Source organism: Streptomyces sp. NPDC002994 (assembly GCF_040611155.1).
Taxonomy (GTDB): Bacteria; Actinomycetota; Actinomycetes; order Streptomycetales; family Streptomycetaceae; genus Streptomyces.
In genome coordinates, this window is the sequence record NZ_JBEXNQ010000003.1 from 300,798 (window position 1) to 321,524 (window position 20,727).

At 69.4% G+C, this 20,727-nt stretch carries 18 protein-coding genes and 3 pseudogenes; 13 read left to right on the forward strand and 8 right to left on the reverse strand.

Annotated features, from left to right (window positions below; translation table 11 throughout):
- Positions 1 to 6: 6 nt before the first annotated feature.
- The 4 genes and pseudogenes from ABZX79_RS05120 to ABZX79_RS05135 all read left to right on the forward strand — a co-directional run bounded on the left by ABZX79_RS05120 (position 7) and on the right by ABZX79_RS05135 (position 5,996).
- Positions 7 to 3,113, forward strand: a pseudogene (locus ABZX79_RS05120) (sarcosine oxidase subunit delta family protein).
- A complete protein-coding gene (locus tag ABZX79_RS05125) occupies positions 3,106 to 3,816 on the forward strand; it encodes a sarcosine oxidase subunit gamma family protein (RefSeq protein WP_355251773.1) in 711 nt (236 codons plus the stop codon). Before ABZX79_RS05120 ends, ABZX79_RS05125 begins: the two are co-directional and overlap by 8 nt.
- A gap of 1,001 nt (positions 3,817 to 4,817) precedes the next feature.
- Positions 4,818 to 5,468 (forward strand): fasciclin domain-containing protein, encoded by a 651-nt coding sequence (locus ABZX79_RS05130; protein WP_355251776.1) that lies wholly within the window; start codon positions 4,818 to 4,820, stop codon positions 5,466 to 5,468.
- Positions 5,469 to 5,537: 69 nt separating this feature from the next.
- Positions 5,538 to 5,996: an ATP-binding protein gene (locus ABZX79_RS05135; protein WP_355251779.1), complete on the forward strand. Its 459-nt coding sequence runs from the start codon at positions 5,538 to 5,540 to the stop codon at positions 5,994 to 5,996.
- Positions 5,997 to 6,289: 293 nt separating this feature from the next.
- Here ABZX79_RS05135 and ABZX79_RS05140 read toward each other — a convergent pair whose 3' ends face one another.
- Positions 6,290 to 6,634: an STAS domain-containing protein gene (locus tag ABZX79_RS05140; protein WP_355251782.1), complete on the reverse strand. Its 345-nt coding sequence runs from the start codon at positions 6,632 to 6,634 to the stop codon at positions 6,290 to 6,292.
- A 184-nt stretch (positions 6,635 to 6,818) separates the two neighbouring features.
- Here ABZX79_RS05140 and ABZX79_RS05145 point away from each other — a divergent pair, with 184 nt between their 5' ends.
- Entirely contained in the window at positions 6,819 to 7,397 is a 579-nt protein-coding gene (locus ABZX79_RS05145; protein WP_355251785.1) for a hypothetical protein, read from the forward strand.
- Here the strand turns inward: ABZX79_RS05145 and ABZX79_RS05150 are convergent.
- Positions 7,382 to 8,395, reverse strand: coding sequence for a YafY family protein (locus tag ABZX79_RS05150; protein ID WP_355251788.1), 1,014 nt, complete (start codon positions 8,393 to 8,395; stop codon positions 7,382 to 7,384). The two genes, ABZX79_RS05145 and ABZX79_RS05150, sit on opposite strands and share 16 nt — an antisense overlap.
- Before the next feature lie 63 nt (positions 8,396 to 8,458).
- On the opposite strand from ABZX79_RS05150, the gene ABZX79_RS05155 reads away from it, so the two are divergent.
- Entirely contained in the window at positions 8,459 to 9,613 is a 1,155-nt protein-coding gene (locus ABZX79_RS05155; RefSeq protein ID WP_355251791.1) for an epoxide hydrolase family protein, read from the forward strand.
- A 59-nt stretch (positions 9,614 to 9,672) separates the two neighbouring features.
- Here ABZX79_RS05155 and ABZX79_RS05160 read toward each other — a convergent pair.
- The 4 genes and pseudogenes from ABZX79_RS05160 to ABZX79_RS05175 form a co-directional block, all read right to left on the reverse strand.
- Positions 9,673 to 10,073: pseudogene (locus ABZX79_RS05160) on the reverse strand (transposase); the annotation flags it as partial.
- A gap of 9 nt (positions 10,074 to 10,082) precedes the next feature.
- The gene (locus ABZX79_RS05165) at positions 10,083 to 11,168 is read right to left on the reverse strand and encodes a lactonase family protein (protein ID WP_355251794.1); all 1,086 of its coding nucleotides are present in this window, start codon (positions 11,166 to 11,168) and stop codon (positions 10,083 to 10,085) included.
- Between the two features lie 494 nt (positions 11,169 to 11,662).
- Positions 11,663 to 12,064, reverse strand: coding sequence for an SMI1/KNR4 family protein (locus ABZX79_RS05170; RefSeq protein WP_355251797.1), 402 nt, complete (start codon positions 12,062 to 12,064; stop codon positions 11,663 to 11,665).
- A 290-nt stretch (positions 12,065 to 12,354) separates the two neighbouring features.
- Complete coding sequence (locus tag ABZX79_RS05175) at positions 12,355 to 12,855, reverse strand: hypothetical protein (protein ID WP_355251800.1); 501 nt, start codon at positions 12,853 to 12,855, stop codon at positions 12,355 to 12,357.
- Between the two features lie 301 nt (positions 12,856 to 13,156).
- Here ABZX79_RS05175 and ABZX79_RS05180 point away from each other — a divergent pair, with 301 nt between their 5' ends.
- The 6 genes and pseudogenes from ABZX79_RS05180 to ABZX79_RS05205 form a co-directional block, all read left to right on the forward strand.
- The gene (locus tag ABZX79_RS05180; protein WP_355251803.1) at positions 13,157 to 13,696 is read left to right on the forward strand and encodes a hypothetical protein; all 540 of its coding nucleotides are present in this window, start codon (positions 13,157 to 13,159) and stop codon (positions 13,694 to 13,696) included.
- A gap of 90 nt (positions 13,697 to 13,786) precedes the next feature.
- Positions 13,787 to 14,623, forward strand: coding sequence for a DUF4097 family beta strand repeat-containing protein (locus ABZX79_RS05185; RefSeq protein WP_355251806.1), 837 nt, complete (start codon positions 13,787 to 13,789; stop codon positions 14,621 to 14,623).
- Positions 14,624 to 14,669: 46 nt separating this feature from the next.
- The gene (locus ABZX79_RS05190; protein ID WP_355251809.1) at positions 14,670 to 15,659 is read left to right on the forward strand and encodes an ATP-binding cassette domain-containing protein; all 990 of its coding nucleotides are present in this window, start codon (positions 14,670 to 14,672) and stop codon (positions 15,657 to 15,659) included.
- Entirely contained in the window at positions 15,656 to 16,453 is a 798-nt protein-coding gene (locus tag ABZX79_RS05195; RefSeq protein ID WP_355251812.1) for an ABC transporter permease, read from the forward strand. Before ABZX79_RS05190 ends, ABZX79_RS05195 begins: the two co-directional genes overlap by 4 nt.
- 36 nt (positions 16,454 to 16,489) lie before the next feature.
- Positions 16,490 to 17,692, forward strand: coding sequence for a cytochrome P450 (locus tag ABZX79_RS05200; protein WP_355251815.1), 1,203 nt, complete (start codon positions 16,490 to 16,492; stop codon positions 17,690 to 17,692).
- Between the two features lie 4 nt (positions 17,693 to 17,696).
- Positions 17,697 to 17,786 (forward strand): annotated as a pseudogene (locus tag ABZX79_RS05205) (ferredoxin); the annotation flags it as partial.
- A gap of 20 nt (positions 17,787 to 17,806) precedes the next feature.
- Here ABZX79_RS05205 and ABZX79_RS05210 read toward each other — a convergent pair.
- Positions 17,807 to 18,700, reverse strand: coding sequence for a hypothetical protein (locus ABZX79_RS05210; protein ID WP_355252036.1), 894 nt, complete (start codon positions 18,698 to 18,700; stop codon positions 17,807 to 17,809).
- Positions 18,701 to 18,856: 156 nt separating this feature from the next.
- On the opposite strand from ABZX79_RS05210, the gene ABZX79_RS05215 reads away from it, so the two are divergent.
- The gene (locus ABZX79_RS05215) at positions 18,857 to 19,072 is read left to right on the forward strand and encodes a hypothetical protein (protein ID WP_355251818.1); all 216 of its coding nucleotides are present in this window, start codon (positions 18,857 to 18,859) and stop codon (positions 19,070 to 19,072) included.
- A 120-nt stretch (positions 19,073 to 19,192) separates the two neighbouring features.
- Here the strand turns inward: ABZX79_RS05215 and ABZX79_RS05220 are convergent, their stop codons facing one another.
- Positions 19,193 to 20,632, reverse strand: a complete 1,440-nt coding sequence (locus ABZX79_RS05220) for an MFS transporter (protein ID WP_355251821.1) — start codon at positions 20,630 to 20,632, stop codon at positions 19,193 to 19,195.
- Positions 20,633 to 20,727 lie beyond the last annotated feature (95 nt).

Below are 20,727 nucleotides of genomic sequence, written 5' to 3' on the forward strand. Positions count from 1 at the left end.
CTGCCCATGCTGCTCATCCCATGCCCCTGGTGCGGTCCTCGTGACGAGGCCGAGTTCCACTACGGCGGTCAGGCGCACGTGCCCTACCCCGAGAACCCCGCGACCCTGACCGACGCCGAATGGGCGCGCTACCTCTTCTTCCGCGACAACCTCAAGGGGCCCTTCCCCGAGAGATGGAGCCACGCGGCCGGCTGCCGCCGCTGGTTCAACGCCGTCCGGGACACGGCGACCAACGAGATCCTCGCCGTCTACCGGACCGGCGAACCAAGGCCGGTGATCGCATGACCTCGCAACCCTTCCGACTGCCCGAAGCCGGCCGTATCCCACGCGACGAGCCGCTGAGTTTCCGCTTCGACGGCGTGGACTACACGGGCTACCGGGGCGACACCCTCGCCGCCGCGCTGCTCGCCAACGGTGTCCATCAGACCGGCACCAGCGTCAAACTCGGCCGCCCGCGCGGCATCTTCTCCGCCGGAATCGAGGAGCCGAACGCCGTCGTCCAGATCGAGGCGCCGTTCCCGGAGCCGATGCTTCCGGCGACGACCGTCGAGCTGTACGACGGGCTCGTGGCCAGCAGCCTGCCCGGTCAGGGACGCCTCGCCACCGAACCCGACCCCGCCCGCTACGACGCCGTACACGCCCACTGCGACCTGCTGGTCGTCGGCGGCGGACCGGCCGGGCTCGCCGCAGCGGCAGCGGCCGCCCGGAGCGGGGCGCGCGTGATCCTCGCGGACGACCAGCCCGAGCTCGGCGGAAGCCTGCTGGGGACGACCGACCTCCTCGACTGGGCCGCCGCCGTCAACCACGAGCTGGACGCGGCGCCCGAGGTGCGGGTGCTGCGCCGCACCACCGTCTTCGGTTACTACGACGACAACTACCTGCTCGCCGTCGAGCGCCGCACCAACCACCTCGGCGCCGAGGCCCCCGCCCATGTCTCGCGCGAGCGGGTCTGGCGCATCCGGGCGCGCCGGGTCGTCCTGGCAACCGGCGCACACGAACGCTCGCTGGCCTTCGCCGGCAACGACCGCCCGGGTGTCATGCTCGCCGGCGCCGCCCGTACGTACGTCAACCGCTACGGGGTCGCCCCGGGCCGCCACGCGGTCGTGTTCACCACGAACGACAGCGCCTACGCCACCGCGCTCGACCTCACAGCGGCAGGCGTGCACATCGCGGCGGTCGTCGACACCCGGCCCGAGCCGGGGGAGTGGGCGCGCCGAGCCGAGCGGGCCGGGATCGAGGTGCTCGCGGGGCACGCCGTGGTCGGCACCACGGGCGAGGCACGGGTCTCGTCGGTGCTCGCGGCTACCCTCGGCGAGGGCCCGGCGCACCGCGAATTCGCCGCCGACCTGCTCCTCGTCTCCGGTGGCTGGAACCCCGTAGTACACCTGTTCAGCCAGGCCGGAGGTCGGCTGCGCCACGATGACGGGGTCGGCTCCTTCGTCCCGGCTGCGGACAGCTGCCGTCAGGCGGTGGAGGTCGCCGGCTCCGCCCAGGGCGTGTTCGACCTGCCCGGCTGCCTGGCCGACGGCGCGGTGGCCGGAGCCCGCGCGATCGAGGCCGAGGGCTTCCCCACCGCCGGTCCGCTTCCGCTCCCGGCGGCCGTCGAAGAGCCCCGATCACCCGCCATGCACCTGTTCGTCGTACCGGGAGCGGATACCGCCCGTTCCTTCGTCGACCTCCAACGCGACGTCACCGTCGACGACCTGGCTCGCGCGACGGGGGCGGGCCTGCGCTCGGTGGAGCACCTCAAGCGCTACACCACGGCGGGCACGGCGAACGACCAGGGCAAGACCTCGGGCCTGCTCGCGAGCGGCGTCGTCGCGCACCTCCTCGGCGTCGACGTCGGCGACCTGGGTACGACGACCTTCCGGGCCCCGTACGCACCCGTCGGCTTCGCCACGCTCGCCGGCCGCGACCGAGGTGCGCTGCACGATCCCGTACGGGTGACCGCGCTCCACGAGTGGCACGTCGCCCACGGCGCCCTCTTCGAGAACGTCGGCCAGTGGAAACGGCCGTGGTACTACCCGCAGGACGGCGAGGACATGGAGACAGCGGTACTCCGCGAGTGCCGCGCGGCCCGCGAGGGTGTCGCGTTCATGGACGCCTCCACGCTCGGCAAGATCGACGTCCAGGGCCCGGACGCCGGCGTCTTCCTCGACCGGCTCTACACCAACATGATGAGCACGCTGAAGGTCGGCATGATCCGCTACGGCGTCATGTGCCGCCCGGACGGCATGGTCTTCGACGACGGCACCGTCATCCGCCTCGCCGCCGACCGCTTCCTCGTCACCACCACAACGGGCAACGCCGCCGCGGTACTCGACTGGATGGAGGAGTGGCTCCAGACGGAATGGCCCGACCTGCGCGTGCACTGCACCTCGGTCACCGAACAGTGGGCCACTGTGGCCCTGGTCGGGCCCCGCTCCCGCGATGTGCTGGGCGGGCTGGCCCCGCAGCTCGCCGTGGACGCGGGCAGCTTCCCGTTCATGGCCTGGCGCGATACGGCCGTCGCCGGGATCCCGGCGCGGGTCTGCCGGATCAGCTTCTCGGGTGAGCTGGCGTACGAGATCAATGTCCTGCCGTGGGACGCCCCCGCGCTGTGGGACGCGCTGTACGAGGCGGGCCGCGACCTCGGCATCACGCCGTACGGCACCGAAACGATGCACGTCCTGCGGGCCGAGAAGGGCTACCCGATCGTCGGCCAGGACACCGACGGCACGGTGACACCGCAGGACCTCGGCATGAGCTGGGTGGTGTCGAAGAAGAAGCCCGACTTCATCGGCAAGCGCTCGCACGCCCGGGCCGACACCAGCCGGCCCGACCGCAAACACCTCGTCGGCCTGCTCCCCGACGACCCCGCCACCCTGCTGCCCGAAGGCACCCACGTCGTCGCCACCGGTCAACTCCACGCGCCACCGGTACCGATGCTCGGACACGTCACGTCCAGCTACCGCAGTGCCGCCCTCGGGCGGACCTTCGCGCTCGCCCTGATCCGCGGCGGCCAAGGCCGCATCGGCGAGCGCCTGTACGCGCCGGTGGGGGACACGATGGTGCCCGTGACGGTCGCAAGCCCTGTTCTCTACGACCCCGAGGGGGCACGCCGCGATGGCTGAAACCACAACACGCCGCGACCCGTTGAGCCCGCTGTCGTACGCCGCCGGCCGGTTCGCCGCCGCCACCCGCGCCTCGGGCGGAGCCGTGCGCCTGGCGGAACTCCCCTTCCTCGCCCAGCTCAACGTGCGCCTCGACCCCAAGGGCCCAGCAGCGGATGCCGTGGAACTCGCACTCGGCATCCCGCTGCCGCTCGAGCCGAACACCAGCGTGCGCGGCGGCGAGCTGGCCGCGCTGTGGCTTGGTCCCGACGAGTGGCTCATCGTCGGCCCGGCCGGGACACAGCACGGACTCGAGGCGCGGTTGCGCGCGGCGGTCGATGACGCCGCCGCCACGGCCGCTGTTGTCGACGTATCGGCCCAGCGCACCACCCTGCTCGTCGCCGGGCCTTCGGCCCACGACCTGCTGGCCCACGGCTGCCCCCTCGACCTGCACCCGCGCTCCTTCGGGGCGGGCCGGTGCGCGCAGACCACGCTGGCCCGCGCGCAGGTGGTGCTGGTCCCACGGGACGAACACAAGCCGGGATTCTGGGTCCTGGTGCGCTCGTCCTTCGCCGGGTACCTGGCCGAATGGCTCCTCGACGCTGCCTCGGAGTACGGGCAGATACGACGGCCGGTCGAGCGGGCAGGACGCGGTGCCGTTCGCCGCGTGGACGCCGACCGTGACTTGACGGCCGGCCTGTTTGCTGACCGCACTGCGGTCTGATGGGCGACGCCCACGGACCTGGTGCCGCACTTGGGGAATGACACGTCGTCGATCACCCCCGCCTGCGGGGCTGTCGGCCTGGCAAGACGCTCGGCCGACAGCACCGACCTGGCTTGATGGCGCCCCCTCATGGGATCTTTCTTGTACATATAGTGACACCGGTGGGCGAAGAGTGAGCGGTGATGACCAGTGACGCCACGGTCGTGGTGGTCGATGGGCGGGGCGTCGTCACGGACTGGAGTGAGGGTCGTGTCGGCGGCGGTCTGGCCAGGCGTACGGCGTGCGTGCGAAGGGTCCGGCGGGTTCGGGCGTCGGCCAGAAACGGATTCTCCGTGACACGGGCGGAGTCGCCTGCGGCGTCGAGAAGTTCGGGCAGATCGGTACTGTCGACGTCCCGCCGGTGATGACAACGGGGCCGTTGCTTCGCTGTCCGTCGGCTCGGCTGAGCCGAGAGGTGGGGAGGCTGACCACAACACAAGTCCCGCGGCCGGCTGATCGGGATCTCCGCCGCCCGGCCCGGGCGGTCCTCCGAGATCACCACCTCGCGGGTGATGATGAGCATCCTCACGCGTACCTCCTGGTGAGATTGGCAACTGTGACCCTGGCCGGCGTCGCCGCAGGTCAGACCGGGTATGGCCGATTGATCTCGGTAGTTCCCGGCGGCTGTGCCGACTGAGCCCAGTACCGAGGGAACGTCGTTGAGCGTCACGCACTGCGATGCGGAACTCTTGGTTGCCGGTGGAGGGTCTCCACGTGCAGGGCGGCGCATGCCGTGCAATCCGTAGCCGTAGGCCTTGCGGACTGGTGCGCCGACCGAATTGTGCGCCCCGGAAACACGCTCGCTCCACGACCAATCCGCATCGGCTCCGGTGACGAATGAAGGGCGTGAGGGAAGCGGTACGGCCTCGAAGCAGCAGAAGCGGGCTGCGGGGCCGTACCTACGTGCGGCCCTCACTCACCGGCGCCGGCCGGTACCTCTAGGCACTCAAGGAGAGCTCTTCATGTTCAGCACCCGTTCGCGTCGCACCTTTGCCGTTGTCCTCGCCGCGGCCGCCCTGCCTGTCGCCCTCACGGCCTGTGGCATGGACGGCGGCAGCGACAGCGACAAGGGCTCCAGCCCCTCCGCGGCAAAGGAAAGCGCGGCCCAGGGCGACGCGGGCAAGGACGCGCAGGCTTCGGGCCCGTTCGGCCCCGGCTGCGCTTCGGTGCCGAAGGAAGGCGCCGGCAGCTTCGACGGCATGGCCCAGGACCCGGTGGCCACCGCGGCGTCCAACAACCCCGCGCTCTCTACGCTCGTGACCGCGGTGAAGAAGGCCGGTCTGGTCGACACGCTCAACAACGCCGAGAACATCACCGTGTTCGCCCCGACCAACGACGCCTTCGCGAAGATCCCCAAGGCGGACCTGGACAAGGTCCTGGCCGACAAGGCGACGCTGACCAAGATCCTCACGTATCACGTCGTGGGTGAAAAGCTCGCCCCCGAGCAGCTGGAGAGCGGCACCTACCAGACGCTCGAGAAGAGCACACTCACCATGGCCGGCTCAGGTGAGTCGTACAAGGTCAACGATTCCGCCGCGGTCGTCTGCGGCAACGTGCCCACCGCCAACGCCACCGTCCACATCGTCGACACCGTCCTCATGCCCAAGATGTGATCACAGGGCGTCCGACGGCATCGCGATGCGAAGACCCATCCAAAGGCGCGCAGGTGACGAATAAAGAGTGTGAGAGTCATCGTTTCTGTTGAGCCCCGCTTCGGACCCGGCCGTATTCAAGCCGCGGCACCGGAGGGCGCTGCCGGCGGCGCCAGAGCTGTGATGAGGCAGCATCTGGCGAGCTGGGGACTGGAGAGCGTCGCCGAAGACGTGCTGCTGATCGTGACGGAGCTGCTGTCCAACGCTGTCCGTTACGGCACGTCGCCGTGGGGCGCACGCATGTGCCTGGTCCTGGACGAGCATGGCCGACGGTACGTGCGGCTGGAGGTCGACGACTCCGGCGTCGGCATCAACGTCGACCGCATACGCGCCCACTGGCGCCATCCCTCCGGCTCGCTGATGGACGGCGGGCGCGGTCTGTTCATCGTGGACACCCTCGCCTCGCGCTGGGGCGACGATCATTCCGGCCGCGGGCACACGGTGTGGGCGGAACTGGACGTCACACCTGACCCTGCCGGGGCCGGCTGACAGCGCAACTGCTGCAAGCGCCGTCGTTTAGCCAGGGGCGCGACGGCCGGCGAAACCGAGCGGTAGGGGGGGCCGGTGCGAGCGAGAGTGCAGCGGCGACAGGTCGGATCGTAGGCAGGCGCCGGGCGCCCTCGCTCCACCCGCGGACGATGCCCCGCTCATCGATGGTCGCCGTCGCCGCCGCGGTGTAGACGGTGTCCAGTGGACGTCCGGCCGGTCTGCGGGAGCGACAGGGTGCCGCATCATCGCCACCCCTCCCTGCTCGGGATGGCCCTTGACCGCTCCGGCGCAGATCAATCCTCGATATGCAGGAGCTTTTCGGCGCCGGTCTCGTGCAGAGTTCTCCGTACGCGCTTCCGCGCGCCCCGAACGCTCACCACGGGCGGCGGTGAGACCTCGACCAACGGCCTCATCAGCGCGTACGCACAGGCAGCATCCAGCTGCTGGACCTCGCTGAGATCCAGCACCCACTCGCGAACGCCGCGCAAGGCCTTACTGGAGAGGCATTCCTCGATCTCCAGGGCGGCATTCCCGGTCACCTCACCGCTGAGCGAGAGCTCGGCACGGCCTGCGTCGACAGACTTCAGACGTACATGGGCTGGAGGACCGAGATCTGTCCCGTACGGGGGAGCCGACATGGGAACCACCTCGACCGGATGTGACGCCGGGATTGGCGCTTACTCCCATTCTGCAGGGCAGATGCCGCTCGAGGCGAAACGTGGCTGACCACGGCGCGCACGAGCTTGATCTGTTGGTGCTGGATCGCGACAGCCACTCGTCGGCGTGGGGAACCGGGGCGCTCGCAGTGCCGTCGTACGGGGCATGGAAAGCAACACCTCACCGACCTCCTTCGCCCCACCTGCCACCCCCGGCGAGTGGCATGCCCTGGTGGCGGACTGGGACTCTCTCCGGCACGGGTACTACCTCGGCGACAAGGACGAGGCCGTCCTCCGGTGCGTCCGCCACCTCCGCGCGGAGGTGACAGGCCCCCACTCCCTCGTGTGGACCCTCGGGCTGGTCGTTCTGTCCCCGTACGTCGGTTGGGGCAGCCCCGGGCCCGGTGTCGAGGCACCGGTGAGGGAAGTGCTCTCAGCGGTGGCACGCGCGCACGACGGACACGTATGCGGGCACGAAGGGCATCCCTTCGAGCCATTCGAAGACGACATGGACCTGTATCTCGACCGGCTTCCCGGCGCGCTGGAGGTTCTGAGCAATCCCGAAACGGGGAGGTTCGGAAACCTTGACCTTGACCTTGACCTTGATGACGAGGACGAGGACGAGGACGGCGGCCTCCGGAACGAGGAGAGCGCTCTGAGCCGCCCGGAACTGCTGGAGCGGTGGCGCTGTCCGCGCAATATCGAAGGATTCGCCCGAGTGGCCCTCGACTACATCGGCGGCTGAAGCGCGGAGCGCGTGGCTGGCATAGCGCTCGTAACGCCAGGAGATGGATCGTCCGTCGCGGCGGCGAGCCGGGTTGCCAGCGTCCTGACGTGCTCGACAAGCTCCGGTGGTTCGTGCACCTGGAAGTCGAACCCTTTGGTTGTCACGTAGATGGCCAGCTCGTCCAGCGAGTTGGACCCGGCCCGCAGCGTACAGCTGTGCTCGTCGATCGGCTCCAGCGCTCCGGTGGTGGGGGCGATCCGCTCCGCTGCGGTCTCGGCACTGACGTGCAGGGTGAACCGGGCCTGGTAGCGGTAGGCCGACGTGGAGATCGCCCGCGAGGTGTAGCCGCTGATATCGGGGTCCGGCGGGGTGCGCGGGGTGAACAGGGGGCCGGTGGGCGTGCGCGGCTGGACGCGGTCTACGCGGTAGGTGCGCCAGTCCTGGCGGTCGACGTCCCAGCCGACGAGGTACCAGCGCCGCCCCGCGTGCACCAACCGGTGCGGCTCGGTCGTGCGGATGCTGCTGGTTCCGTCGTGGGTGCGGTAGTCGAAACGCAGGCGCAGCGAGTCGCGGCAGGCGGCGGCGATGGCGGTGAGGGTGCTCGGGTCGACGGTGGGGCCGGTGTTGGCCATCGGCACCGTCACCGATTGCAGGGCGTTGATCCGGTGGCGCAGCCGGGACGGCAGTACCTGTTCGAGCTTGGCCAGGGCCCGCACTGAAGTCTCCTCGATGCCGGTGATCGAACCGCCGGCGGCCGTGCGCAGGCCCATCGCGACCGCGACGGCTTCGTCGTCGTCGAGCAGCAGCGGCGGCAGGTCCGCTCCGGCACCCAGCCGGTAGCCGGCGGTGCCCGCGGTGGCCAGCACGGGGTAACCGAGGCCGCGCAGCCGGTCGATATCGCGGCGCACGGTGCGCGAAGTGATCTCCAGCCGCCCGGCCAGTTCGGCGCCGGACCAGTCACGTCGGGTCTGCAGGAGCGAAAGCAGTCGCAGCAGCCGTGCCGAGGTTTCCCACATGGTGTGAAGTCTTCCATCGAGCTAGGACCGAACCTGACCTAACCGGTTCCTAGAGTTGTCGACATGGCGATCAACAGCGAGATCCGGCCCTTCACCATCGACATCCCCCAGGCTGACCTGGACGACCTGCGGGACCGTCTCGCCAGGACCCGGTGGGCCGCGGACCTGCCCGATGTCGGCTGGAGCCGCGGGGTGCCGGTGAGTTACCTCAAGGCGCTGGCCGAGTACTGGCGCGACGGCTACGACTGGCGCGTCCACGAGCGGGAGCAGAACACGTACCCGCAGTTCACCACCGAGATCGATGGGCAGAACATCCATTTCCTGCACGTGCGCTCGCCCGAGCCGGACGCGCTACCGCTGATCATGACCCACGGCTGGCCCGGCTCGATCGTGGAGTTCCTGAACGTCATCGGCCCGCTGACCGACCCCGGGGCACATGGCGGCGACCCGGCGGACGCGTTCCACCTGGTGATCCCGTCGATCCCCGGCAGCGGGTTCTCCGGGCCGACCGGCGAGGCCGGCTGGGACACCAACCGGGTGACCAGGGCGTTCGCTGAGCTGATGAACCGGCTCGGTTACGACCGCTACGGCGCGCAGGGCGGCGACACCGGCGCGGTCATTTCCCCGGGGCTCGGCAGGCTCAACCCCGACAAGGTGGTCGGCGTACACGCGAACGGGCTCGCCGCTTTCACCGAGGTCGACCCGGACGAGCTGGGGGAGCTGACCGAGGCCGAGCGGGCACGGCTGGAGCGCCTGGAGTACCTGAAAAACGAGCAGTCCGGCTACGCGATGGTCCAGATCAGCCGGCCGCAGACCCTGGCGCACGGGCTGCACGATTCCCCGGTCGGGCAGTTGGCCTGGATCGTGGAGAAGTTCAAGGAGTGGACCGATCCGGCTGCCGAACTGCCCGAGGACGCGGTGGACCGGGATCTGTTGCTCACCAACGTGATGCTCTATTGGCTGACCGGCACCGCCGGATCCTCGGCCAACAGCTACTACGAGACCGCGCATGCCGGAGCCTGGGGCGCGAGTGAGCGTTCCAGTGTGCCGACCGGGGTCGCGGTGTTCCCCCTGGATGTGTCGATCCGGCGCACTGTCGAGCTCGAACACACTGTCGCGCACTGGTCCGAATTCGGCCGCGGCGGCCACTTCGCCGCCATGGAGGCCCCCGACCTGCTCGTCGGCGACGTCCGGGAGTTCTTCAGCAAGCTGCGCTGAAACCCCGGCGGCTGCGGCCGTGGGCCGAGTCGGACGCCGCCGAGTTCCGCGCCCTCCTCTCCGGCGACCCGCACCAGCGTCGTCAGCGGCACCGGCTGGGGCGAGTAGCAGCGGTAGTAGGCGAGTTCGCGGGTGGTGCGGCTGCCAGTCGCGCTTGGGGAGCCCTTTTTTGGCAGGTAGTCTGCGCGGAACTTCCCTGCATGGGTGGTGACTTCGTGAGTGCGGGCCACCGCGAGTACGTAGCCGCTGCCGCGTTCCTCCGGACGGTGCGCAGTCTCGGGTTGCCACCGTAGACCTCATCGCCGGCCACCCATCGTGCACGGTGGCCGGCGTCCAGGAACCGGGCGATCATGCGGGCTGCCAGTTCCGGCATCATGGCGAACGCCGTGCCGGGCGCGAGCCCCGCCGCCTGGCGGCGGTCGGGCCGGTCGGTCCATGAGCGCGGGATGTAGAGCATCCTCGTCTCCGGTCAGGAGAAGACCACGCAAGCGGCGGCCGGAACCTCCACCGCGCCGCCGCGGCGCAGTTGCCCGCTCTCCGCGTCCACGTCGAACCAGGTGACGTCCCCCGACCACTCGTTGACGACGTACAACCAGCGTCCCGAAGGGTCGGCCACCAGGTCGCGCGGCCAGCTCCCGCCGCAGTCCACGCCGCTCGTGAGCTGTGGCTTCTCGGGCCCGTCGGCGAGGGAGAAGGTGAGCACCCTGTTGCTGCCCCGCACGGCGGCCCGGACGAAGCGCCCGTCGGGCGAGACGGAGACCACGGAGGGGTGGACCCGCTCTCCCTCAGGCGCACCTTCGGGCTCGATCGCCACCTCCGCCAGCGGCTCCAGGCGCCCGTACGCCGGATCCCAACGACAGACCGTCATCTGCGGTTCCAGCTCATGCAGTACGTACGCGACCTCGCCGTCCGGGTGAAAGGCGAGGTGACGCGGCCCCGACCCGGCACGGAGAACCGTCTCCGCCCGCACCCGGAGCTCTCCGGTGTCCTGGTCGAGCGCGCACACCCGGACCGAATCGGTGCCCAGGTCCACGCTGAGTACCCATCGCCCGCCGGGATCCGGCAACACCTGGTGGGCGTGTGGTTCCCTCTGCCGCTCTTCGTCGGGACCCGAGCCGTGGTGCGCCAGCACGACGGGGGCGTCCGAAACGCTCCCATCGGGTCCCATGGCGAGGCTACTGACGCTGCCCGAGCCGTAGTTGGCGGTGAGGAGCCGGCGGCCGGCCACGCTGAGATGGGTGGGGCCGCGGCCGCCCACATCCACCGCCGGGCCGAGCGCGCTGAGGCTCCCGTCCACCCCGGTGCGGAAGGCCGCGACCGCGCCCGGCTCCGTGTCGCTCACCGCGTAGAGCACCCCTGTGTCCCGGGCGAGGGCGAGACACGAGGGGTTGACGACGGCGTCGACACTCGTGCGCGGGGTCAGCGCCCCGGTCGCCGCGTCAACGGCCGCGACGGTGATGCCGCGGCCGCCCCCCGAGGTGAAGGAGCCGATGTACGCCCACTGCACAGGATGCCCTCTCTGCCGTTCGACGACTGGCTGGGCACTGTAGATCACGGCTCGGTGCGTCAGGGGCTGTACACGCCGTCATGGCGGAGCGGTAGCTCCATCCGGTCCCGCGTTCGGGTCCACGACACGGACCAAGCGGGCCGGTACGGCCCTGAACGGTGCGGTATCCAGGCCGCCGCCCCCGGGTGAAACGACTGCCGTCCAGCGGCGCGCGGGTTGCCGTCCACGGCACGGTCCGTTGCGTACTTCGTTCAACTTCAGCGACAGCATTGTCCAGCAGTTACGACAGCTGGGTCCGGTCGGGTCGGCGCTGTGGAGCAGGCCAAATGCGTTCGGCAGCCTCCGCGATGTCGGCGAGTGCGTCGGTCAGTACGGTGCCGCGACGTGATGTCGGCACCATGTCCCGAGAGCCACCACCGCACGACTCGTACATACCCGTGCTGCGCCCTGGCTCCCGAACTCGTCCATTCGCAGCCCGACGTCCGGATTCCGAGCGAGGCAGTAGGTCGGTCATGACTGTCGTTTGTCCGTGAGGACGCCTGTCAGGAGGGCGAGGGCTCAAAGTCGTCCCATTTCCATCCCGTTTCGGGGAACTGCTCGAGCAGGGCAGCGAACGAAGTCGCCTGGTGGATGGCGGACGACCAGTCTTGAGCGGAGACGTCGAGTAGGACCAGAGACGGGGGTTCCTGCCGGAAGTCATAGGTGAGCATTTCGCGGCTTCCGTCCCCACCGATGACGACGCTCCTCGGGAAGCGTTCCTGGAAGTCGCCAGCCTCGTTGACTTTGATGAGCTCCGTAATGGGATTGATCATCAGGAAGTCGTCCGTAGGAGGAACGAACCGGCCCATGCTCCCTTCCGTGGCCAGGAAGTGTCGGTAATCCTCGGGAAAACGGACTCCGAAGTGGCACTCGGCCTGCGCGATCTGGTCGTCGTTCGAACTCATGAGGCCGTTCTATCAAGGCCGGTCATGCCTGGTGGCGGTGGTTACCTTGAGCTGCGGTGAGCAGGATTCGCTTCCGGAGTCGGGGGAGGGGAAGGTTCGCGCGTCCGTGCGGGGCAGCGGCAGGACGGCTCCCCGCCCGGCCCGCGAGCGCGACGGCACAACAGCCGCGCACCCGGGGTAAGACACCTCGCCTCACGGGTTCTCGCCACCAGGCGAATCGCTGTACTTGCTGAGGTGCGGAAACAGGTCACCGACGAGCTCATCACACCTCGCCACGGTCCCAGATGACGCTAGTCCGCCGAGGCACCCGGTTGATCGCTCTCACGGAATTTGCGCGTGATCCGCTCGGTCTGGTGTGCAGGGGATCTGATGGGCGACGTGGCGGTGGATGTGATCACCGACTGGGTGCGGAGCCCTTCAGCGAGGTGCGCCATTTCCACGGACGTGCCAACCAAGCCGGCTTCCTTGAGTTCGGCAGCCATCAGGCGTGCCTCGCCCAGCGACAGGTCATGTGTCTTGCGCAGAGCTCGCAGCACAGGGACGAGGCGGGCCTCCCTGTCCGCCAGGCGAAGCCGAGTCACTCCATGTTCGACCAACAGGGCCTGCCTAATGTCCTCGGGACCCGGGCCTGCGCCCATCTCGCACCACGCATCGGGACACGCTTGGCATTGTCCTTCGACGCCCCAGTGCAGCTGTCCCCGGTCGATGAACTGACCGACGTCGCGGACCAGCACGCCGCCGCAGCTCGTGCATTGCGATGTGAGCTTCACTCCCTGGGTAGCGGTGATCATTGGTCTCTTTCCGCGCGACGTAGGTCCGCCTGATCCTGCCGCAAGCGGCACAGCCTGACGACCGGGTCGGGCATGCCCTCTGTGGACTTTGCGGTTGTGGAGCCAGGTATCCAACCGTTTCGGGCCGAGTCGGCGGAGGCTGGCCGGCTTTTGTCAGCCGGTCGGCAGGGTGAGAGAGAGCACGGGACTCGGTCGCGCACGCGGTGCCAGGCGCCCATCACTCGTCGTTGGGGCGCCACTCTGGCGCGCGAGTGGCGCCATGGGGCTCGCAGTGGCGCCATCGATGTGCCATGATGGCACCATGGACCTCACGCCGTACGTTGAAAATCTCCGGCACGAGCTCGCGGTCGCCGCGGGCGCCGGCGGAGACGAAGCCCGCGCCCTGGCCGAGCGGCTCACCGCGCCCCTGGAGTCGGCCGCCCGTCTGACCTTGCTGAACGCGCTGTCCGCCGCCATGGACGAAGTCACCCGCGACCTGGCGCCGGGTTCGGTCGACGTACGGCTGCGCGGGCTCGACCCCGAGTTCGTGGTGACACCACCGCCGGCCCAGGAGCCGCAGCACCAGGACGCCGAGGACCACGACAGCGCGCCAAGTGCGGTGCGGGCGCCCGCGTCTCCTGCTCCTTCGGATGGCGACGAGGGCGGTACGGCGCGTATCAACTTCCGCCTCCCCGCCCACCTCAAGACCCGGGTCGAGGACGCGGCAGGACAAGAAGGCCTCTCCGTCAACGCCTGGCTCGTACGGGCCGTCGCCACCGCCCTGGAACCCGGCGGGCGCCCCCGCCCCTCGGGGCGCAGCCTCCCTCGGGGCAAGCAGGGCTACACCGGCTGGGTTCGCTAGCAGAACCAGGGCGACGTACCGCGGCCCACTTCGTACTTCACCCGCTCTACCGGCGGGAACACACACCAGAGCCATGAGGACGGGACAGCCATGCCTACTTTCGACACTCCCGAACCGATCTCCGTCACCCTCGAATTCGACATCGGTTCCGCCCGGATCACCGCGAGCAAGCGCACGGACACGGTCGTGGAAGTGCTGCCGGCCGACGCGACCGACGACGCCGACGTGCGGGCCGCGCAGCAGACCAAAGTCACCTGCTCGGGCGGCAAGTTGCTGGTCAAGGGCCCCAAGAAGCGCTCCCTGTTCGGCAAGAGCGGGTCGCTCGACGTCAGCATCGAGCTGCCGGCCGGATCGGACGTGCAAGGGACCTCGCCCATGGCGGACTTCACCTGTGAAGGCCGTCTCGGGGACTGCGAACTCAAGACCTCGCTCGGCGACATCCAGGTCGACGAGGCAGGAACCGTGTACCTGAAGACCGGCCACGGTGACATCCGTGTGGACCGGGTGACGGGCGACGGCGAAATCCTCGGGTCGGGCCGGGTCGACATCGGCCGGATCACCGGCGCGGCGACGATCAAGAACGGCAACGGCGAGACCACGGTCGACGAGATCACCGGTGACCTGCGGGCCAACTCGTCGAACGGCCGTATCTCCGTCGGCGTCGCGCACGCCGGAGTCGACGCCAAGTCCGCCAACGGCGGCATCCGGATCGGCGAAGTGGCGCGCGGTCAGATCACGCTCCGGGCCGCAGCCGGTGATCTCGAGGTCGGCATCCGCGAATCCACCGCCGCCTGGCTCGACGTGAACACCGGCGTCGGGAAGCTGCGCAACTCCCTCGGTCCGGCCGAGGGCCCCGAGGCCTCCGACGAGACCGTCGAGGTGCGCGCCAGCACCGGTGTCGGCGACATCGTGATCCACCGCTCCTGACCGCCTACCCCGCAGAAGGAACACGACTGCCATGACCATGCCTGCCATGACCACGTCTTCCGCGACCGCCCTGAGGCCGGCGATCACCGCCGAAGGACTTTCCAAGTCGTACGGCGACAAGGTGGTGCTCGACGGCATCGATCTGCGCATCCCCGAGGGCACGGTCTTCGCCCTGCTGGGGCCCAACGGCGCGGGCAAGACGACCACCGTGGAGATTCTGTCCACGCTCATTCCGGCCGGCGCCGGCAAGGCACGGGTCGCGGGCCACGATGTGACCGAAGACGCCGATGCCGTACGCGCCGCGATCGGCGTCACGGGCCAGTTCTCGGCGGTGGACAACCTGCTGACCGCCGAGGAGAACCTGCTCCTCATGGCGGACCTGCACCATCTGCACCGCCGCGAAGGGCGACGGCGCACCGCCGAACTTCTGAGCCGCTTCGATCTCACCGAGGTGGCCACGAAGCCCGTGGTCACCTTCTCTGGCGGTATGCGGCGCAAGCTCGACCTCGCGATGACCCTGGTCGGCAACCCGCGCGTCATCTTCCTCGACGAACCGACCACCGGACTGGACCCGCGAAGCCGGCGCACCATGTGGGAGATCATCCGCAGTCTGGTCGCCGACGACGGCGTCACGATCTTCCTGACGACGCAGTACCTCGAGGAAGCCGACCAACTCGCCGACCGCATCGCCGTCCTGGACCACGGGAAACTGGTCGCCGAAGGCACCGCGGAAGAGCTGAAGCGCCTCATCCCCGGAGGCCACATCCGCCTCGGGTTCGCCGACGCGAGTGGACTCGAATCGGCCGCCGCCCTCTTCGCTTCCACCGCGCGTGACAGTGAAGCGCTCACCCTGCAGATCCCCAGCGACGGCAGCGTCCCGACGCTGAGGGCCGTCCTCGACATCCTCGACAATGCCTCGGTCGACGTCGAAGCACTCACCGTGCACACCCCCGATCTCGACGACGTCTTCCTCGCCCTCACCGGCCGGCCCCAGCCCGGCGACAGAGTCAAGTCCCAGAAGGAGAGCGCCCGATGAGCACGAGCACGATGTCCTACGCCGCCCGCGATTCGGCGACGATGCTACGGCGCAACCTCAGGCACGCGCTGCGCTACCCGTCCATGACCGTCTCGGTCGTCGCGATGCCCGTCATGATGCTCCTCCTCTTCAACTACGTCTTCGGCAACGCCCTCGGAACCGGTATCGGCGGGTCGCCCAAGGGCGAGGGCGAGTACATCGACTACGTCGCCCCCGGCATCATCCTGATGGCCGCGACCTCCGGAGCCCTGGCCACCGCGGTCGGCGTCTGCGTCGACATGACCGAAGGCATCGTCAACCGGTTCCGTACGATGGCGATCTCCCGCGCGTCGTTCCTCACCGGTCATGTCGTCGGCAGCGTGATCCAGACCATGGTCAGCATCGCGCTCGTCATCGGCGTCGCGCTGCTCATGGGCTTCAGGCCCAACGCCACGCCCGTCGAGTGGCTCGCGACCGCCGGCGTCCTCGCCCTGCTCACCCTGGCGCTCACCTGGCTGGCGGCCGGGATGGGCCTGGTGGCCAAGAACCCCGAGACCGCCAGCAACATGCCCATGCCGCTGACGTTCCTCCCCTTCATCGGCAGCGCCATCGTCCCGCCGGAGTCCATGCCGACCGGGCTGCGCTGGTTCGCCGAGTACCAGCCCTTCACGCCGGTCATCGAGACGCTGCGCGGGCTGCTGATGGGCACCGAGATCGGCAACAACGGCGTGATCGCCCTCGCCTGGTGCCTCGGTCTCAGCCTGGTCGGCTACCTGTGGTCACGGTCGGCCTTCAACCGCGATGCCAAGCGATAAACCCGTACCCCTCAAGCCACCGCCCTGGAGGACCCCATGCGAAACGAAGCGTCGACTCCCTTACCCGCCATGCCGGTGACCCGTCCCGCGGGCTGTCCCTTCGATCCGCCCGCCGAGCTGGCGCAGCTGCGCGAACAGCAGCCGCTCACCCGGATGCGTTACCCCGACGGGCACGTGGGCTGGCTGGCCACCGGCCACTCGGTGGTCCGGGCGATATTCGCCGACCCCCGCTTCAGTTCGCGGTACGAGCTCATGCACTACCCGTTCGCGGACGTCGGCGAACTGCCGCCCGCGCCGGTCGGCGACCTCACCGGGATGGACGCACCCGAGCACACCCGCTACCGGAAGCTGCTCACCGGCAAGTTCACCGTCCGGCGGATGCGCGAACTCACCGCACGCGTCGAGCAGATCACCGCCGAGCACCTCGACGCCATGGAGCGCCAAGGACCTACCGTCGACCTGGTGGAGGCGTACGCACGCCCCGTCCCCGCGCTGATGATCTGCGAACTCCTTGGTGTGCCGTACGCCGACCGAGAGGTCTTCCAGCGTCATACGGCGACGTTGGCCAACCAGAGCTCCACCAAGGACGACGTGCTCGCCGCCATGACGGCGCTTCAGGAGTACCTGCACGAGCTGGTGGCGGCCAAGCGCGCCGAGCCCACCGACGACCTGCTCAGCGACCTCACCACCAGCGATCTCACCGATGAGGAGCTCGCCGGCGTCGGCGGCTTCCTGCTGGGCGCCGGGCTGGACACCACCACGAACATGCTCGCGCACGGCACCTTCGCTCTGCTCAGCAACCCGGACCAGCTCGCAGCCCTGCGGGCCGACCCCGGCCTCGCCGACCAAGCCGTCGAGGAGCTGATGCGCTACCTGACCATCGCTCACACCGGTGCCAAGTCAGCGCTGGAGGACGTCGAACTGGGGGGCCGGCTGATCAAGGCCGGCGAGACGGTCACCCTCTCGATCGAGACCGCCAACCGTGACCCGGAGCGGTTCACCGACCCCGACACCCTGGATCTGCGCCGCAGAGCCATCGGGCATCTGGGCTTCGGGCACGGCATCCACCAGTGCCTGGGCCAGCAACTGGCGCGGGTCGAGATGCGCGTCGCTTTTCCCGCCCTGTTCACCCGGTTCCCGACCCTCCGCCTGGCCGTCCCGCCCGAGGACGTGCCGCTGCGTACCGACATGAACATCTACGGGGTACACCGTCTGCCCGTCACCTGGGACGAGGAGTAGGCCGGTGGAACTCAGCGTCGACCGCGAGCGCTGCCTGGGCGCCGGCATGTGCGCACTGACCGCTCCCGAGGTGTTCGATCAGGACACCGAGGAAGCGCCAACTCCTCCTCGATCTCAATATGACCGTCCGTCGAATTTCGCAGCGACGGCCTGCTCCAGCGTGAGGCCGCTCGCGTCCTCGTCCGGTTCGAGGAACGCGTGGATCACGGCAAGCGCGACCGTGCCCATGAGGGAGCGGCGGTTGTCGTGGTCGACGACGCCGGCGCCGGGGTCACCGATGGCCCGCAGGATCATCCCGTCGGTGGCCGCGGACAGCGCGTTGGCCAGGTCGTCGAGGGTCAGGCCCGGGCGCAGGCGCAGGCCGCGCTGCTTCATGACGGCGGCGTACAGCTCCTTCCACGAGCCGAGGTAGTCGGCGTACATGGCGGAAATGGCTTGCGTCACCTCCTCGTCACCTTCGGCCGCCGTCATGAGGGCGAGGCCGAGCCGGACGGAGGGCATGTCAATACCCTCGGCGGTGTGCTGGAAGGCGGTCTCGTGTACGGCGCGCACGAAGTCCGGGCCGCTCACGAGCCGTTTGGTGTTGGCGGCACGTTGTTCGCGGTAACCCGGCCGGTAGTTGTCGCGCCACACAGCGAAGTGAATCAGGTCGGCGACGAAGTCGGACTGCGCGCTCCAGCGGTCGCGCAGCGACGCCACGCTGCCGTGCCGGGCAAAGGGGCTGGGGTTGCCGGCGACCTCCGCGGCGACCGCGCGCTGGGAGAGGAAGTTCAGGAACGGGCGCTCGCCATGGGCGCGTTCCTGAGTTCCGGGGCCGAGATGTCGTCCGAGCAGCCGCATGCCGGCAGCCAGATACGAGGCTGTGACCGGGTCGTTCGAGAGCCGGGTTCGGAAGGTGCGGGTGCGGCGGTTGAGATGGCGCAGCACCCCGGACAGATCCTGGTCGTAGGGGAAGGGCAGTTCCCGCTTCCAGGACCTGCCTCTGGGACCTCGCGGCTTGTTCACCATGGCCGCAAATCATTGCGTGGTCTGCGACCGGCCGACAGGGGCGCGGCTGCGTGGAGGTTGGGCAAGCCGACCGGTACCGCGCGGCTGCGAGGCAGCGGATCCCCGAGCGCCCGCGCTACACCGGGGGTCTCCCGACTCCCGAAGGGGTGACCACTGATGCTCACCATCACCATGGGCGCTGCCGCGTGGTTGCTGGCCTCTGTGGCCGTCAGCAGCGCTGTGGTCCGGCTGATGCTCGCACTGCTCGCCGCCTACGCGGCTCGTAAGGCACTCGGGCCATCGACCGGCTCGCGGTCCGCCGACCGCCTTCGTGCCCACCGTCTCGCGGTGTTGCGCGCGCTCCTCAACGGGCTGAGGCCGCCCCGCCAGTGAGCAACCCGTACCCGTCGGGTCCGGGAACGGGACGGGGTCGCCCGACGTCTGCTGGAGAGACATCGGGCGACCCCCCGTGGGCGACGGTTTTCGCTGTGTGGCTGCGCGACAGCCCATCGGTTATACGCCGACCTGCTCGCCCTGCGCGGCGGACTGCTGCGAGCCGGCCGTGGTGGACGGCTTGTCGCCGCGCATCACGAGCAGGGTGATTACTCCGCCGAGTGCGGCGACAGCCGCCGCGCCGGTGAAGGCGGAGCTGAACCCGTCGGTCAGGGCCGGCAGGTTGCCGAGTTCGCCGGCGCCCTGTGAGGTGGCGAGTGCGGTCAGGGCGGCCAGGCCGAGTGCCGAGCCCACCTGGTAGGTGGTGTTGACGATGCCGGAGGCGAGTCCCGCCTGCTCCTGCGGGGCGCCGGACATCGCGGTCATCATGACGGGGATGTAGGCGAGCGACATGCCGAGCGCGGCGACCAGCGACGCGGGCAGTACGTCGATCAGGAAGCTGCCGGTCGGTTCGACGGCCGACAGCCACAGCAGACCGGCCGCGAGAACCAGCAGTCCGCCCGCGATCAGCGGCTTGGAGCCGAACTTCACCATCAGCCGCGCGGTGATCATCGTCATGAAGATCATCAGGAGCACGGTCATCGGCAGCAGCGCGGCGCCGCTCGCGAAGGCCCCGTATCCGAGGACCTGCTGGAGGTAGAGGTTGAGGAAGTACCACATGGGGATCCAGGCGGCGCCCAGCAGCATCATGGCCAGGTTGGCCGAGCCGAGCCGCGGCACGCGCCACACACTGAGCGGCATCAACGGCTCGCGGACGGACTTCTGGATGATGAGGAAGAGCAGCAGCAGGGCGGCGGCGCCGACCAGTTGGAGCACGGTTCCCGTGGAGCCCCAGCCGGTCTCGGGGGCCCGTACGACGGCGAAGACGGCGAGCGCGAGACCTGCGGTGACGGCGACGGCGCCGGTGACATCCACGGAACCGCGGCGGCTCGCGACGGCGGGCAGCAGCTTGCTGGCGGCGAGCGTGGCGATACCGATCGGGATGTAGATGATGAAGACCCACGGCCAGCTCAGCCACTCGGTGAACACGCCGCCGAGGAAGACGCCGGCCGTGCCGCCGGCGGGAGCCGCGGCCCCGTAGAAGGCCATGGCCTTGCCGAGTTCCTTCGGGTTGTGGCCGAAGAGCATCATCAGCAGAGTCATGGCGGACGGCGTGATCAGCGCGCCGCCGACGCCCTGCACACCGCGGCCGGCGACTTCGGCCCAGGCGGTGGTGGCGCCCGCGGCGACGACCGAGCCCGCGATCATGATGGCCCAGCCGGTGACGAAGACCTTGCGGGCGCCGAGCAGGTCGGAGAGCCTGCCGCCGAGCAGCAGCAGCCCGCCGAAGGCGATGACGTAGGCGTTGAAGACCCACTGCAACTCGCCCTGGGAGAAGCCCAGGTCCTTCTGCATTTCGGGGAGCGCCACCCCGATGATGGACGTGTCCATGATCACCATGAACTGCGCGGTGGCGAGCACGGCGAGCGCCCACCAGCGCTTGGGATTGACGTTTGACATGACCCTTCCCCTCCTCCGGATTTAACTCCATACCCCCAGGGGGTATCTATGGAGTGGACCATAACACACCCCTGGGGGGTATGTGTGTTTGGCTA